The sequence below is a fragment of the Propionibacterium sp. oral taxon 192 str. F0372 genome (assembly GCF_000413315.1).
Taxonomy (GTDB): domain Bacteria; phylum Actinomycetota; class Actinomycetes; order Propionibacteriales; family Propionibacteriaceae; genus Brooklawnia.
Genome location: NZ_KE340297.1, coordinates 1,641,911 through 1,656,457 on the forward strand (window position 1 = coordinate 1,641,911; position 14,547 = coordinate 1,656,457).

11 protein-coding genes are annotated in these 14,547 nt (G+C 62.1%); 6 read left to right on the forward strand and 5 right to left on the reverse strand.

Translation table 11 applies throughout. The features are described 5' to 3' along the window. Positions 1 to 3 precede the first annotated feature (3 nt). The 4 genes from msrA to HMPREF1531_RS07740 all read right to left on the reverse strand — a co-directional run bounded on the left by msrA (position 4) and on the right by HMPREF1531_RS07740 (position 3,559). On the reverse strand, positions 4 to 642 hold the full coding sequence (gene msrA, locus HMPREF1531_RS07725; RefSeq protein ID WP_051123351.1) for a peptide-methionine (S)-S-oxide reductase MsrA: 639 nt from the start codon (positions 640 to 642) through the stop codon (positions 4 to 6). Positions 643 to 757: 115 nt separating this feature from the next. After that, complete coding sequence (locus HMPREF1531_RS07730) at positions 758 to 1,681, reverse strand: patatin-like phospholipase family protein (RefSeq protein WP_016669383.1); 924 nt, start codon at positions 1,679 to 1,681, stop codon at positions 758 to 760. Between the two features lie 13 nt (positions 1,682 to 1,694). Next, a complete protein-coding gene (locus HMPREF1531_RS07735; protein ID WP_016669384.1) occupies positions 1,695 to 2,372 on the reverse strand; it encodes a uracil-DNA glycosylase in 678 nt (225 codons plus the stop codon). An 8-nt stretch (positions 2,373 to 2,380) separates the two neighbouring features. Continuing rightward, on the reverse strand, positions 2,381 to 3,559 hold the full coding sequence (locus HMPREF1531_RS07740; RefSeq protein ID WP_036897516.1) for an MFS transporter: 1,179 nt from the start codon (positions 3,557 to 3,559) through the stop codon (positions 2,381 to 2,383). 151 nt (positions 3,560 to 3,710) lie between these two features. On the opposite strand from HMPREF1531_RS07740, the gene HMPREF1531_RS07745 reads away from it, so the two are divergent. Both HMPREF1531_RS07745 and HMPREF1531_RS12940 read left to right on the forward strand, forming a co-directional pair. Then, positions 3,711 to 4,925: an AI-2E family transporter gene (locus HMPREF1531_RS07745; protein ID WP_156860216.1), complete on the forward strand. Its 1,215-nt coding sequence runs from the start codon at positions 3,711 to 3,713 to the stop codon at positions 4,923 to 4,925. Then, the gene (locus HMPREF1531_RS12940; RefSeq protein WP_016669387.1) at positions 4,922 to 6,196 is read left to right on the forward strand and encodes a hypothetical protein; all 1,275 of its coding nucleotides are present in this window, start codon (positions 4,922 to 4,924) and stop codon (positions 6,194 to 6,196) included. The genes HMPREF1531_RS07745 and HMPREF1531_RS12940 overlap by 4 nt, the downstream gene beginning before the upstream one ends. A 111-nt stretch (positions 6,197 to 6,307) precedes the next feature. Here the strand turns inward: HMPREF1531_RS12940 and greA are convergent, their stop codons facing one another. Further along, positions 6,308 to 6,811, reverse strand: coding sequence for a transcription elongation factor GreA (greA, locus tag HMPREF1531_RS07755; protein ID WP_016669388.1), 504 nt, complete (start codon positions 6,809 to 6,811; stop codon positions 6,308 to 6,310). Positions 6,812 to 7,681: 870 nt separating this feature from the next. Here greA and mca point away from each other — a divergent pair. From mca to HMPREF1531_RS07775, 4 genes are all read left to right on the forward strand, one after another. After that, positions 7,682 to 8,626, forward strand: a complete 945-nt coding sequence (gene mca, locus HMPREF1531_RS07760) for a mycothiol conjugate amidase Mca (protein ID WP_016669389.1) — start codon at positions 7,682 to 7,684, stop codon at positions 8,624 to 8,626. A 90-nt stretch (positions 8,627 to 8,716) separates the two neighbouring features. After that, positions 8,717 to 9,841: a metallophosphoesterase family protein gene (locus HMPREF1531_RS07765; protein ID WP_016669390.1), complete on the forward strand. Its 1,125-nt coding sequence runs from the start codon at positions 8,717 to 8,719 to the stop codon at positions 9,839 to 9,841. Then, positions 9,838 to 12,441 carry an AAA family ATPase gene (locus HMPREF1531_RS07770; RefSeq protein ID WP_016669391.1) on the forward strand — a complete coding sequence of 868 codons (2,604 nt, stop codon included), beginning with the start codon at positions 9,838 to 9,840 and terminating at the stop codon, positions 12,439 to 12,441. Before HMPREF1531_RS07765 ends, HMPREF1531_RS07770 begins: the two co-directional genes overlap by 4 nt. Before the next feature lie 23 nt (positions 12,442 to 12,464). Next, positions 12,465 to 14,546 (forward strand): thioredoxin domain-containing protein, encoded by a 2,082-nt coding sequence (locus HMPREF1531_RS07775; protein WP_016669392.1) that lies wholly within the window; start codon positions 12,465 to 12,467, stop codon positions 14,544 to 14,546. The last annotated feature ends 1 nt before the right edge of the window (position 14,547 follow it).

Below are 14,547 nucleotides of genomic sequence, written 5' to 3' on the forward strand. Positions count from 1 at the left end.
TGCTCAAGATGGATTGCAACGCACTCCGGTGGCATGCACCGGGCAATAACCGTGGGGATTCTTGAACAAGTACTGCTGGTGCTCGGCCTCGGCGAACCAGAACTGTTCCGCGGGGGTGATCTGTGTGGTGATCTCGCCGTACCCGGCCTCGGACATCCGGGCCTGGAAATTCCTCCGGGAAGCGCGGGCCTCGGTCATCTGCTGTTCATCGAGGGGAAACAGCGCCGAACGGTACTGGGTACCGACGTCGTTTCCCTGCCTGAAGCCCTGGGTCGGGTCGTGGGCCTCCCAGAAAATGGTGAGCAACTCGGCGTAGCTAACCCGGAGAGGGTCGAAGACAACCTTCACAGTTTCGGTGTGACCAGTCAGCCCGGTGCAGCATTCGGTGTAGGTTGGGTTACGGGTGAACCCTCCCATGAAGCCGACGGCTGTATTGAGTACGCCGGGCACCTGCCAGAACCTTTTCTCTTCGCCCCAGTAACAACCCAGCGCGAAATAGCCGACGCTGCTTCCTTCCGGCTCGGCATCCAACCGCAACCCCAGCACCTCGTGCACCGGGATCGGATTCAGAATCGGGGTCTCACGCCCGGGCAGGGCTTGGTCCGCGGTAACCATCTGCGGATAACGTGAAAAGCCGAACATGGAACCAAGATTATGTGAACTGGTGGAATAGGCCATCCATGCCCGTCAGCAGTTGAGGATCTGCTGGGGATGGGGCCCAGGCATCGCTGGTGTGTCCGCAGGCGGCAGTCTGGCCTCACAACCCGAGCCGGTCGAATTCCTTGATGGCCAGCCGTCTACCCAGCTCAATGACTGGGGCGGCTTGCCACATGTCGAGCACATTGGCGGTGGAGGTCGGCACTTCGATGTGGACATCGGGTGGGTTCTGCGCGACCCGAGATGCTTGGATGCGGGCCTGCATCACGTCGAGGGAGATCATCATCACATCGGTGATGTCCAGATCGTCGGGTAGTGGCTCGAAGAGATCGTCCATCTCGAGATGACGAGGCCGGGACAGGGCCTCACCGAGTCGTTCGGGAATCCATGACAGGGGATTGGAGCGGGGGGAAACAACCGTGGCGACGTCTGTTCCGGCATCCGAGGTTTCTCGGGTCGCCGACTGGGCGTTCAATCCATGGTTCTTGCCGAACAAGGAGACCGCCACCGTCAGGTCGGCGTCGAAGCGTAGCGATGACTCCATCGGAAGAGGATTGACCAGTCCACCGTCAACCAGCAATCTTCCGTGCATCATGACCGGGGTGAACACCGTGGGGATTGCGATTGATGCGCGGATCGCGGCGAGCAGCGGACCCTCGTGGAACCAGATCTCGCGTCGGGCCATCAGATCAGTGGCCACCGCTGCGTAGGAGACTGGTAGATCCTCAATGCGCGCATCTCCGATGATCCTGGAGAACATCGACATGATCGCCTCGCCCTTGACTAACCCCGGGCGTCCCAGGGTAGGACGCATCATCATGAACACATCGGTTCGTGACAGCTTCCGGGCCATCTCGACCAAGGCATCCAAGCGTCCTGCCGCGTAGGCGCCACCCACCAAGGCACCCATGGAGGCTCCGGCGACGGCGACAATCTCGTGCCCTCGCTCCTCCAGCTCTTCGATGACCCCGACGTGGGCGTATCCACGGGCTCCGCCAGAGCCGAGTACCAGGGAGATCTTCATGTCCGCTCCTGATTCAGTCCATCAAGTTCCAGTCTATGGGTGCAGCTCCTTGGGCGACGAGGGCCTCATTGGTGCGGGAGAAGGGACGGGAGCCGAAAAAACCAGCGTGGGCCGACAGCGGTGATGGGTGGGCGGATGCGATGACCGGAACTTCGCCGAGCATCGGGGTGAGTGACTGGGCATCGCGACCCCACAGAATCGCCACCAGCGGGCCGCCCCGCGCAACGAGGGCCTCAATAGCCGCCTGAGTCACCTGTTCCCAACCCTTGCCCCGGTGCGCGGCGGAACGCCCGGGCTGTACCGTGAGGCATCGGTTGAGCAGCAGAACCCCCTGCTCGAACCAGGCGGTAAGGTCACCGTGGGGCGCCGGTGCAATACCCAGATCGTCGGACAATTCCCGGTAAATGTTCACCAAAGATTTCGGCAGTGGACGCACCGTTGGGTCCACCGAGAAACTCAACCCTACCGGGTGTCCAGGGGTGGGGTAGGGGTCTTGGCCCACGATAAGTACCCGCACCTGTGACAGGGGGCGAGAAAACGCACGCAATACCTTGTTACCGGCGGGTAGATAGCCGCGTCCGGCGGCATTCTCGGCACGCAGGAAGTCCCCCATCTTGTGGATGCGGTCCTCTTGTCCGGCCAGGGCTTGGGCCCAATCATCGGCCATCAGCTGGGTAAGGGGTCGGGGCATTAGGTCTCCTATGAATCATCGTGTCGTTCGAGGTGGGTTAACAGGGCGGTGACGGCGACGACGGCCATCAGCACGGCCCCGAGCCAGAATGCGACGGCCAGCGACCAGGCGTCGGCCATCCATCCGACGGCTAGCGGGCCGATGATGGAGCCGGAGTCGGTTGCCATCTGGAAGGCTGCGACCGGTGTGCCGCCGGATGCGACATCGCCGAGGATCGCGGTCGGGGCCGTTGATAAGGCTGCTGCCCCCACCCCGAAGACGCACAACAAGGCGGTTAGCGCGACGATTGACGGGGCGAAGGGGATGAACACCGATGACACACCGCACAGACCGAGCCCGGTGACGAGTACCGGTCGGCGCCCCACAGTGTCCACCAGATGCCCCATCGGTTGCAGGGCCACAGTCTGGGCCACCGCAGCGATGGCAAAGGCTGTTCCCGCAGCCGTGGTGTCGTGTTGTAGCACCTCGACAACCAGCAGCGGCACCAGAGTTGAACGGGCACCCTGGGCCTGCCACCCGGCGGTGAAATTGACGAATGAAGCCACCCGGTAGCGGGCCTGTGACCACGCGTGGGCCATGGACGTGGCCTCTGCGGTTTCGCCGGGGGAGTGGTCATGGACCGGGCGGATACGCAACAGAGTCATGGCGACAATTCCCGAAACCACCAGTGTGAATGTGTAGAAGAAGAATGGGGCCCGGATCGAGATCATTGCCAGTACCCCGCCGATGGCCGGGCCAGCCATGCCTCCGAGTAGGAAGCCGCCGGAGAATAATGCCGATGCCCGGCCCCGGTGCTGGGAATCCACCGCGGCCAGCAGCAGGATCATCGCCGAGACCGAGAACATCGCCGAACCGATGCCGCCCAGCCCGCGTACCACGAGCATTTGCCAGTAATTCTGCGCTGCACCTGTTGCAGCCGAGGATGCTGCGACGATCCCGATGCCCAGCCCCAGTGTCCAGCGTTCACCGATCGCATTGGTGATCCGCCCACAGAACGGGGATGTGACGAAACGCATCAGGGCGAAGGCCGCGACAACGGCCCCCACCTGGAACTGGGAGGCATGGAAGGAGCGTGCGAACACCGGCAATACCGGCACCACCACCCCGAAACCGACTGCCACCAGGAAGGCGACCAGGGACAGCACCCATACGTCATGGGGCATGCCATCGGTCCGGTGAAGTCTCACCGGTCCAGACTAGTTTCCCGCCCGGTCGTGTGCCGGTACCTGTCTGCCCACCCGTGTACTGACCGGTGCTGCAGGTCTTGAACTCATGATTGTCTGCTATGTCCCCATCTACCCGTATGCTGAAAGGATCGACCACCATAGATGGGAAGACATGTCCGCAATTGAGCAAACCGATCCCCAGTCCGTCTCGGACGATATCGCTCTCACCCCAATTTGGCTACGCGTGACTGCGAGCTGGGGGTGGCGGCTCATCGTCTTGTGCGGCGTGATGGTCATCGTCTGGAATATCGGAACCAAGCTGTCTCAGCTGACCGTCCCCCTGCTTATCGCCTTGCTCATTGCCGCGGGTTTCTCCCCGCTGACCGACTTCCTGGGGCAGCACCGGTGGCCGAGATGGGCATCGTCGGCGGTCTCGCTGCTCTTGCTGGTGTTCGCGGTTCTCGGGCTGCTGGCTATCGTCGGTGCGCAGATCGCATCTCAGTGGGATGAACTGGTTTCGACTGCAACATCGGGTGTTAGTTCCTTGGTCAACTGGCTGTTCACCGGTCCGCTCAATATCTCCCAGGAACAGGTGAACGGCTGGATCAATCAGGCGACCTCGCTGGTGAGGCAGTACCAGAGCCAGATCGCGGGCGCGTTGACCTCGGCAGGCGGACGGATCGGTGCCTTCGTGGCCGGGCTGTTGACCTGTCTCACAGCAGCTTTTTTCTTCCTCAAGGACGGTTCTCGGATGGCTGCCGCCTTCGGTAAGGTGATCCCGGATCACGTGCTGGTGAAGGTCGAGCCCATGGCACGTGGCGGTTGGACGGCCCTGGCCTCCTATGTACGTGCCGCGGTCACTGTTGCCGCGATCGACGGTGTTGGCGCCGGCATTGGTGCCTTGGCGCTCGGATCGAATTTGTGGGTTGCCATCATCGCGATGACCTTCATCTGCTCTTTCGTGCCGATCATCGGGGCGATCACGGCGGCCACTTTGTCGGCGGTCGTCGTGCTGGTGACTCTTGGGCCAGTGAAGGCAGTCATCATGGTGGTGGTCTTCATCGCCGTGATGAACATTGAGGCCAATGTCCTGCAACCGCTGCTGCTGGGCCGGGCAGTCGAGATCCACCCGTTGCTGATTCTGCTGGGTATCACCGCAGGCACGATTCTCGCCGGAATCCCGGGTGCCCTGCTGGCGATCCCGGCCGTTGCCTTCGTCACCGGGTGCGTACGTGGCGCGGAAGGTATCTTCATTGACGACGATCGTGGTCGGCGTAAGGCCCACCTGCCGCGGGTCCGCTACGGGGGTCGCAGGACCGGAAAGACCCCCACTTCGCCCTCAACGATTCCCGGCGAGGGCGAAGGACAGAGCACCATTGAGTCATGACCAACGATTCGATCGCCGCCGTTCTCACGGCCCTGGCTGCCGGTCAGATCGATGCCGAGACTGCTCGGATCGCCATCGACAAGCTCAGCCAGTCCAACGTGCAGGTGCAAGTCCCCGATCCTGATTCTGCCTCCTCTGCGGATGCCCCGGCCTTCCAGGTGTCCGCCACGGGTGATGTCACCGAACCTATCGGACCCCGCCCTGGGGAGAAAGATCCGGCTTCCGGAGAACCGCCGACGTCGAGCGAGGAATCCCATCGGGAACAGGTCGACCGTGCGCACTCGGAGGAAGCTAGGGCAGAGGAGGGACACGTGGTTCCGTCCTCCGGGCCGGTTGTAGAGGAGGCTGCGGAGGAACCGGTGGTCGAAATCATTGGCTTCGACGATCCTGACCCCGAGGCCGAGGAGGTCGTCATCGAACCTGATCGCGTGGTTACCGCAGTGGAGTCACCATCCAGCCTGACTGATGTCGCGAACAGTGCGGGTGCCATGCTGCGTGAGGCGGGTGGGCTTGCGGCACACACCTTGGGGCGGCTCGGTCGACTCGCAGGTGGGGTGCTCAACGACGTGCGGACCGATATCGTCACCCCCGCCGCTCAGGCCGCATCTCAAGTGGTGGTTCCCTCACCAAGGCTCCCTGGGGACACCCGCAAGGTGGTGGTCCGCTCGGTGGGACGCCGGGTGCGGATCGTTGCTGATCCGACTGTCGCCACCATCAAGGTGAAGGGCCCGCACAAGTTGCGCCGCTCGCAGACCACCTTGGAGGTGCTCACCGAGGGGGAGATAGGTCTGAACTTTGATTTCATGACCATGGTCAATCCGCCGCGTTCAGCAGAGGACCTGCGCTCCCTTGGTTTCGGTCCGGAGCTAGAGGTGCGCGTCAATCCGGAGATTACCGTCGAAGCCGAGGTGGTCGGCTCGCGGTTGATCACCATGAATGTACCCCACATTGGACGTGTCAGGGTGACCGTCGGCGGGGCCAAGCTGATCGGCGTCCATGAGATTGGTGACGCGCTTATCCAGGCTTGCAATGCGACCGTTCAGGGAATGTGGACCTCCGGAAAATCCCGGGTCAAGGTCGAATCGGGCAATCTGACCTTGAAAATCTCGCCCGATTCGAATGTGACGGCTCGTGCCATCACCCAGCTGGCCCGGGTGGCCTGGCCTGGCGGGGTGGGGGGAGCGCTCGATGAATTTGTCGTCGGGGATGGTGCCGCTAACTTGCAGCTCGACGTGGTGCTGGGACGTGCCTCGGTGCGCGTGGAGAACTGAACGAAAGCGAGGCCGTGGCGCATTCGGGCTGACAGCAGCCACGGCCTCTTCGCGTTTCTGATCCGTACTATACGCTCCGGTTTCTGTGCCGTCCGAGAATCGTCGCCTGGATCAGCCCCGGAAGGGATCGACTTCCAGGATGGTCACCTTGATGTCCTTGCCGTTGGGGGCGGTGTAGGTGACCGATTCGCCTTTCTTAGCTCCAAGTACCGCAGCACCTAGTGGTGACTGGGGGGAGAACACGGATGTCTCGATGTCGTTGTCGAGCCCCAGCATCTCGCGTGAACCGAGCAGGAAGGTTTCGGTGTCGTCGGCATCGTCGAAATAGGCGATGGTCACCAATGTGCCGGTGCTCACTTGGTCGGAATCCTCGGCGATTTCTCCGACCTCGGCGTTGCGCAGCATCTGTTCGAGTTGGCGGATGCGTCCTTCCATCTGGCCCTGCTCTTCGCGGGCGGCGTGGTAGCCACCGTTCTCGGACAGGTCGCCCTCCTCACGGGCGGCTGCGATCTTCGCGGCGATGCCAGGACGCCCGTTCTCCTTGAGGTCTTCGAGTTCTGCGTTCAGCTTGTCGAAGGCGTCCTGGGTCAGCCAGATGGTCTCGTGTTCAGCCATTGCTCCAGTCTAACCTGCGGGCGGTCAGGGGAAGACCAGCGGCCAATGTCTTCGCCGGGTTCCGTTGCGGAAGGTGCCGCTGGTATGGCGGTCGTGCCTGTCTCATTTAGGGTGCCCATCAAGCCTGCCGTCGACACGGCCCAGGGAAATTCCGACGGGCGTGATCGTGACATTAAACCTGGGAGATTATGCGACGAAATGATTCGTGTGACACAAGAAAATCATTCCCGTTTCGCGTGAGTGGTTGTGTATTAGGGTTTCGGGATGCTACCTTCGAGGTTCTCTTTGTTGCTGAGCCGATCTTTTTGGTGCAGTAGCCGTCGGAAAGCAACGACTTGTCGGCCACTTCCTTGATATCTTTCATTCTCGGAGAAATTGATTAAGACGACGGAGAAACTGTTTGCTAAGCAGCTCGCCATGTTCTTCAGGTTCTGCCCTTCGAAGACAAGGGTCGCCGATTTGTCGCAGGTGTGGAAGATTTGTTGGTAACTTGATGCTGATAATATTTCATTGTGGAGCGGTCAAAATCACGGAGAAAAGAATTCTGGTGGTCGTGATCTGGCAGTGATCGCTCGAATGATCCTGCATTAAATAGTCGGCAGATTCTTTGTGCCCGCCGATGGAAGGTCGTGCCGACGTTACCAGAATGGGAGCCGAGATCCTCGTTCCTGGCGTGGCTTGGTGGCAAGTTTTGATGTTTGGTCGTATCGAATGCTGTTTTCTGATCACACTCTCTGAGCAACATGCACCACTGTGCCGCGCTCGTGTCGTCTGCTGTTCGGCGTGCCTCATGTGCCGATGGGAGCCGTCCTGTCCCGGGGCCGTGATTGTGCGTGGTCGTTTGTTGCTGGTGCGGTCGGGGTGGGCACAATGGTGGGTATGACCATTTCCAGTTCTGCGCGTGCTGCCGATGGGTCGAGGCTGCGGCTGCTGCACGTGCATGCCCATCCTGATGACGAGTCGTCGAAGGGGGCCGCGACGACCGCTCGCTACGTCAGTGAGGGTATCGAGGTGATGGTTGCCACCTGCACCGGCGGGGAGCGCGGATCGGTTCTCAACCCGAAGATGGATCGCCCTGATGTGTGGGAGAACATTACCTCGATCCGGGAGCAAGAGATGCATCTTGCCCGGGAGATCCTGGGGGTCAGGCATGTCGCGCTGGGCTTTGAAGATTCCGGGCTTCCCGAGGGAGACCCTCTTCCCCCGCTGCCCGCGGGCTGTTTCGCGACCTTGGATCCGCAGGAGGCTGCCCGGCCCTTGGTTGAGGTGATCAGGAGATTCCGGCCTCATGTCATCACCACCTATGACGAATCCGGTGGCTATCCGCATCCCGATCATGTGCAGTGCAACCGGATTACTATCGCAGCTCTTGGTCAGGCCGCCGATCCTGGGCATGCCCAAGAGTTGGGGGATGCGTGGCGGGTGCCCAAGATGTACTACCAGTTCGGTTTCCACCGACGCCGGTTTGCGGCCCTCGACGCGGGGATGCGTGCCAACGACCTAGAGTCTCCCTACGGCGAGCGGCTCCAGATGTGGCAGGACCGCAATTATGAGCACCGCATCACTACCCGGGTGGAGTGCGGGGAGTTCTTCGAGGTGCGCGACGATGCCCTGCGGGCCCACGCATCCCAGGTTGATCCCGATGGTATGTGGTTTGCGGTACCTCTGGAGATCCAGCGGGCCGTTTGGCCTACCGAGGACTGGCAGCTGGTCTATTCAGCGGTGCCCACGGTTATTCCTGAGGACGATCTGTTCGCCGGGCTGCGCCCGGATCCACCACAGGCTCCCGATCCTGCACGACTCTGGGAGCCCTAAGCGTGGTTTGCGACAATTCCGGTGCGTGGTACCAGCGGAATTGTCGGTGGATGCGGCTAGGTTTTCGCCGAGGAGCCCAGGAAGGTGACCATGGTTCGTTTCATCCACACATCCGATTGGCAGCTGGGCATGACCAGGCACTACCTGCCACCCGAGGCTCAGGCGAGGTTCACTGCCGACCGCGTTGACGCTGTGCGGCGCATTGGTGAGCTGGCTCGTCGTCTCGGTGCCGAGTTTGTGGTGGTGGCAGGCGATGTCTTCGAGCACTCCAACCTGCCCGATGCCCATCTCGCACGAGCAGCCGGGGCACTGGGCGAGATGGGGGTTCCGGTGTATTTGCTGCCGGGCAACCACGACCACTTGGGTCCGGGATCGGTATGGAGCCGCGATGCCTTCACCAAGGGTCTTCCCGGCTCGGTCCATGTTCTCGATACCCCCGGCATCCACCGGGTAAGTGAGAGCATCGAGCTCGTTGCCGCCCCGTGGACGGGAAAACACCCCGAGGCCGACCCCGTCGCCGGGGCTCTCGGCGGCCTGGCTCCGGGAGGATCGATACGGATTCTCGTCGGACATGGCATGCTGGGCGGGGTCACTTTCACCGATGACTCCGATGGCTCAGTGGTACGCCCCGAACCCCTACACCAGGCTCTGAACGCCGGGGTGATCCACTACGCAGCCTTGGGCGATCGGCACATCATGTGGCCGCCCGACAACTCCGGGCGCATTCACTATCCCGGTGCTCATGAATCGACGAGCTTCCGGGAAAAAGGCCCTGGCAAGGTCCTCGAAGTCGAGCTTGGCGATGAAACACTCACCGTTACACCTCATGTCGTTGGTCGCTGGGAACATGTCTTGGTTGATGCCGACCTGGAATCCGATGCCGATCTCAATGTCCTTGATGCGCAGCTGTCGGCCATGTCTGATCGGGAGCGCACCATCGTCAAGCACGTCCTGCGGGGCAGTCTCGACATGGCCCAGTCCGCCCGGCTGGATGAGATCCTCGACCGGCACAAGGAAGTCTTCGCTTCCCTCACAGCTTGGGCCCGGCACAGCGACCTGGTGGTCATCCCGGGTGGCGACGATTTTGCGGGCCTTCCGGTTGGTGGTTTCGCCAAGACGGCCGCCGATGAACTCGCGGCTCGGGCTGCTGCTGGGGATGACACCGCAGTTGGTGCCCTCAAACTGATGTATCGGCTGGCGGGAGGTGTGCGATGAGGCTGCACCGCATTCGATTGATCAACTATAAGGGCGTCGCCGAGCGTGAAGTGGAGTTCCCCGACACCGGGGTGGTGATCATCTCTGGGGACAACGAGGTGGGCAAGACCTCCCTGGTGGAGGCCCTCGGTATGGTTGTTGGGTACAAACACACCTCCGGAAGCCGGGTGATCAGGGTCGCACAACCAGTGGGCCGGGATGTTGGGGTCAGCGTCGAGGTGGAGTTCTCCCTCACTGGTCACCGGGTCGTGCTGTCTCGCACGTGGCTGCGCAAACCCACCACCACGCTGAGTTTCGTCGAGGGTCCGCGCGCCGGGGAGAAACTAGCTGGGGATCAGGCGAATAATGCCTTCGACGAGCTTTGGTCGCGAAACGATGAGGTGTTGTGGCGAGCCCTCCAACTGCTGCAGGTGGCCGGTTCCGGCCCGTGGCACCTCGGTGATTCCCGGGTGCTGTCCGGTGCCCTCGATGCAGCCTCTGGAGGTGACGATATCTCCGACGACGCCCAGCAACTATTGACGAAGGTTTCCGAGGAGGTCAATCGGTACTTCACTCCCACCCGCAAACCCAACAAGGACTACCAATCGGTGCTTACCGAGGTGGAGCGCAGCGCATCGGAATGGCGAGCGGCCGAGGAAGCCGTCGCCGGTCTGGAGGATGCGCGCCAGGCCGTCGACGAGGCAGAGCAACGATACGAGCAGCTGAACTTGGCCGTTGCCGGGGCCCGCCGGGAGGTCGAGGTATGGCATCAACGCCTGGCCGGGGTTACCGATGCCGTCGAGGTCGCTCGTAGCGCTGGGGAATCGGTGAGGTCAGCTGGATTGGAGGCAGAACGGGCCGATACCGCGTGGCGGGAACGCTTCCGACTCACCGAACAGGTTGATGAGCGCCGCCAGCAGATTACCGACAGCATGTCTGCGATCCGGGAAGCCCAGCAGGACGTCGATGCCTTGGAGCAGGGCGTTGCACAGCGACGTGCGGAATACGAGGCTGAATTCCGGCGATTGGGTGAACTCACCAGGAGTATCGAGAGGGTTCGCTCACGCCGCGATCATCTGGTCAAACTGGCAGACAAACAGCGTCTCGCCTCGCGGCTTGCCTCGTTCGAGGAACTGCGTCAGCAGATGGCCCTGCTGGAGGCCAAGCAGATCCAAGATTGTGACGAGGCCTTCTTCACCCGCTTGGAGAAGGCCCGCGTCACTGCAGCCGAGGCGCAGTGGAAACTGGAGGCTGCCAGCGCCCGGCTAGGTGTTGAGATGCTGGGCAGTGACACCATCCTGGTCGACGGAGCCCCGATCTCCAATGACCTGGAACGTCCGGTCACCACGAACATGATGATCGAGGTGCCCGGCATCGTGCGTCTCACCATCCGGGCAGCTTCCTTCGAGGATCTGCGATCAGCAGCTGAGAAAGCCGATGAGGAACTCGCCGAGATGCTAGCCATCATCAAAGCCCCCGACATGGATGCTGCCTTGAGATTGAAGGCCGAGCTCGACAACGCGCGTATTGAATGGAAGATACTGAGTCGGCAGCGAGAAGACCTGCTGGATGGGGACACCGAGGCCCAACTGCGGGACAGACTGGAGAATCTCACTGCGCAGGTCAATTCCTGGTCCGGGGAACCCAGCCCGAGCGATCTACCTGACTGTGATGCGGCTCTGGCCTGCCTCGACGAGGAAAGAGCCCGGTGTGCTGATGCCGTGGACTTGGCTCGCATCGCACGGGAAGCCGCCGAAGCCAAGGCCAACTTCCGGTGCCGGGAGCTGGCCGATCTCCAAGGCCGTCAGCAGATTCTCGATCAGGAACTGGCGTCACGGGTCAGCGAACTCAATGCCGCCCGGCAGGAAACCCGCGACGACGACCTGCAAGCGGCAAAGCAGCGGGCGGCTGCAAACCTGCAGGTGGCACAGGAACGTAACCAGGTGGCCGAGGCCCATCTCGTCGAATTGGGAGCCGATGCGGTGCAGGCTGATGCAACATCGGCTGAAGACAATCTCAAGGGGCTCACCGAGCGTCTCCGGGAGGCCGACAGGCGCCGTATTGAGGCGAAGTCTCGGTTGGCAGCACTTGCTCCCGACGAATTGCAAACAGCCCTTGATGAGGCTGCCACCAGGGCTGAGGCTGCACGAGACGAGGCAGATTCCTGGCAACTGCGCGCCGAGCGGGCGAAGCTCCTAGAGGAAACCTTGCTCGCCCACCGTGAACAGGCCCAGGCCCGCTATGTCGAACCCTTCCGCCACGAGATTGTGGAACTGGGCCGGGCACTGCACGCTGACCCCGGATTTGATGTGCGGATCGACACCAATCTCGTGATTGCCGAACGTCATCTGGGCGGCTGCTGGCTGGGTTTCGACGCGTTGTCCACCGGAGCCAAGGAACAACTTGTCATTCTGGCGAGGCTTGCCGCCGCATGTCTGGTTGCGCCTGGGGAACCGATGCCAGTGGTACTCGACGATGCCCTCGGTCACGCCGACCAGCGGCGGCTACGGCGGATGTGGAATGCGCTGACGGTGGCCGGTGACAAGGTGCAGGTGATCGTGCTGACGGCGAATCCGGACAGGTATGCAGGGCTGTGCGGAGCGATGTACGTCGAGTTGTGAACTGAGCCGGTAGCCTTGCCCCCATGGCCAATCGTCTCGTCCAGTCATCCAGTCCCTACTTGCAGTTGCATGCGGACAACCCGGTCGATTGGTTCGAATGGGGGCCGGAGGCCTTCGAGGAAGCCCGCCGCCGCGACGTCCCGGTGCTGGTCAGTGTCGGATACTTGGCCTGCCACTGGTGCCACGTGATGGCCCGTGAAACTTTCAGCGATCCGAAGGTTGCCGCCGAACTCAATGAGCACTACGTCGCTATCAAGGTCGATCGTGAAGAACGCCCCGACGTGGACCAGGCATTGATGCGGGTCACCCAGGCTCTCACTGGCCAAGGCGGATGGCCGATGACCGTCATCCTTACCCCTGATGCGCAGCCCTTCTTCGCTGGAACCTATTTCCCGCCCGAGCCCCGCGATGGACAACCTTCCTTCACTCAGTTCATTGATGCGCTCGCTAGCGCCTGGGAGAGCCGCCGTGCTGAGGTCCTCGAATCTGCGGACACCATCGTGTTGCGGCTCCAGGGCATGGATCACCCCCCGATTCGCGATGTTGAGGATCGTAAAGTGGCACCGACTCGCCTGGTCACCGACGTGCACACCCAGTACGACTCCGAGCATGGGGGCTTCATGCTGGGTGCCCCGAAGTTTCCGCAACCAGCCCTGCTCGATGCGTTGTTTGTCCGCAGTGACCAGATGGCCAATGACCGGGCGCTTTACACTTTGGATTGCATGGCCCGAGGCGGCATCCATGACTGGGTTGGCGGTGGATTCCACCGTTACGCGGTCGATGCCGGATGGGAGGTACCGCATTTCGAGAAGATGCTCAGCGACAATGCACTGCTGTTGGGCACCTACACCCGCGGTTTCCTGCGAGCCACCCCGGACGACGGAACCGAACAGCACGAACTCTTCACCAAGGTAGCCAGCGGAATCGTCGGCTGGATGCAGCAGATGCAACTTCCCTCGGGTGCGCTCGCATCCTCCCAATCGGCCGAATCCCTCGACGAGCAGGGCAACAGCGTCGAGGGCGCCTATTACCTGTGGACCCCGGCTCAGCTTGATGAGGTCCTCGGCAAGGATTCCCGGTTCGCCCAAGGTGTCTTCCACGTCACTTTCAACGGGAACATGCCGTCTGGCGCGCATGCACCCACCGACGGCAGTGGCCGATCGACCCTCCAGTATCACGGACTGCCGCACCCCGGACGAATGGAACGAATTCTCGCCACCTTGCGCGAGGCCCGATCTCAGCGCCCAGCCCCGGCTGTTGATGACAAGGTGATTACCGCTTGGAATGGGTTGGCCGTCGAATCTCTGGTGCGTGCCGCGATCGTTTTCGGTCATCCGCAATGGCTGGAATTGGCCACCGGCATCGCCGGATACCTGTGGCAGGTGCACTGGGATGGGCAAGAACGTCTTCTGGCTCGTTCTTCGGTCGAGCGCGCCGGTGAATTCCTGATCGGCTCCGATGGCGGGGCGGGGGACTACGCGTCCGCAGTGATCGGCTTCCTGGCCTTGGGCGGTGCACTGGGTGATGCAGTGTGGATTGAGCGGGCCGTGGAGTTGATGGACCGGGCGGTCGAGCTGTTCCATTCTGGTGACGGTGGCTTCCACGATTCGATGCCCGACGAGACCCTTTTCGAGCGCCCGCGTCGTTACGAGGACGATGCGATGCCCTCGGCAACCTCAATGATGGTCGTCGCTCTGCGTCAGGTCGCGGAACTAACCGGGCGCAGGGAACTGGCGGAGCGGGCGGATGCTGCGGCCATGCGGCTGCGTCACGTGCTGGTGGCCAACCCGGTGCATTCGGGCTGGGGTCTCGCCGATCTGCTGTCGCGTTCTGAGGCTGCCAAGGGGACTGGCCCGGCGCAGATCGTCGTGGTCGACGACTCTGGTGATGTCATGGGCGAACTTAACCGGGCCGCTTGGCGCCTGGCCCCCTGGGGCTCACTAGTCGTCCGAGGTCCGGCCGGGGCAACGGGATTCGGGACGTTGTTCGACAATCGCACCGAGATTGACGGTCCCACGGCCTATATCTGCCGTGATCAGGTGTGTGTCGCGCCGATAACCCAGTGGGCCGACCTGCGAGAGATCCTCTGGCCGCACCAGCATTGAG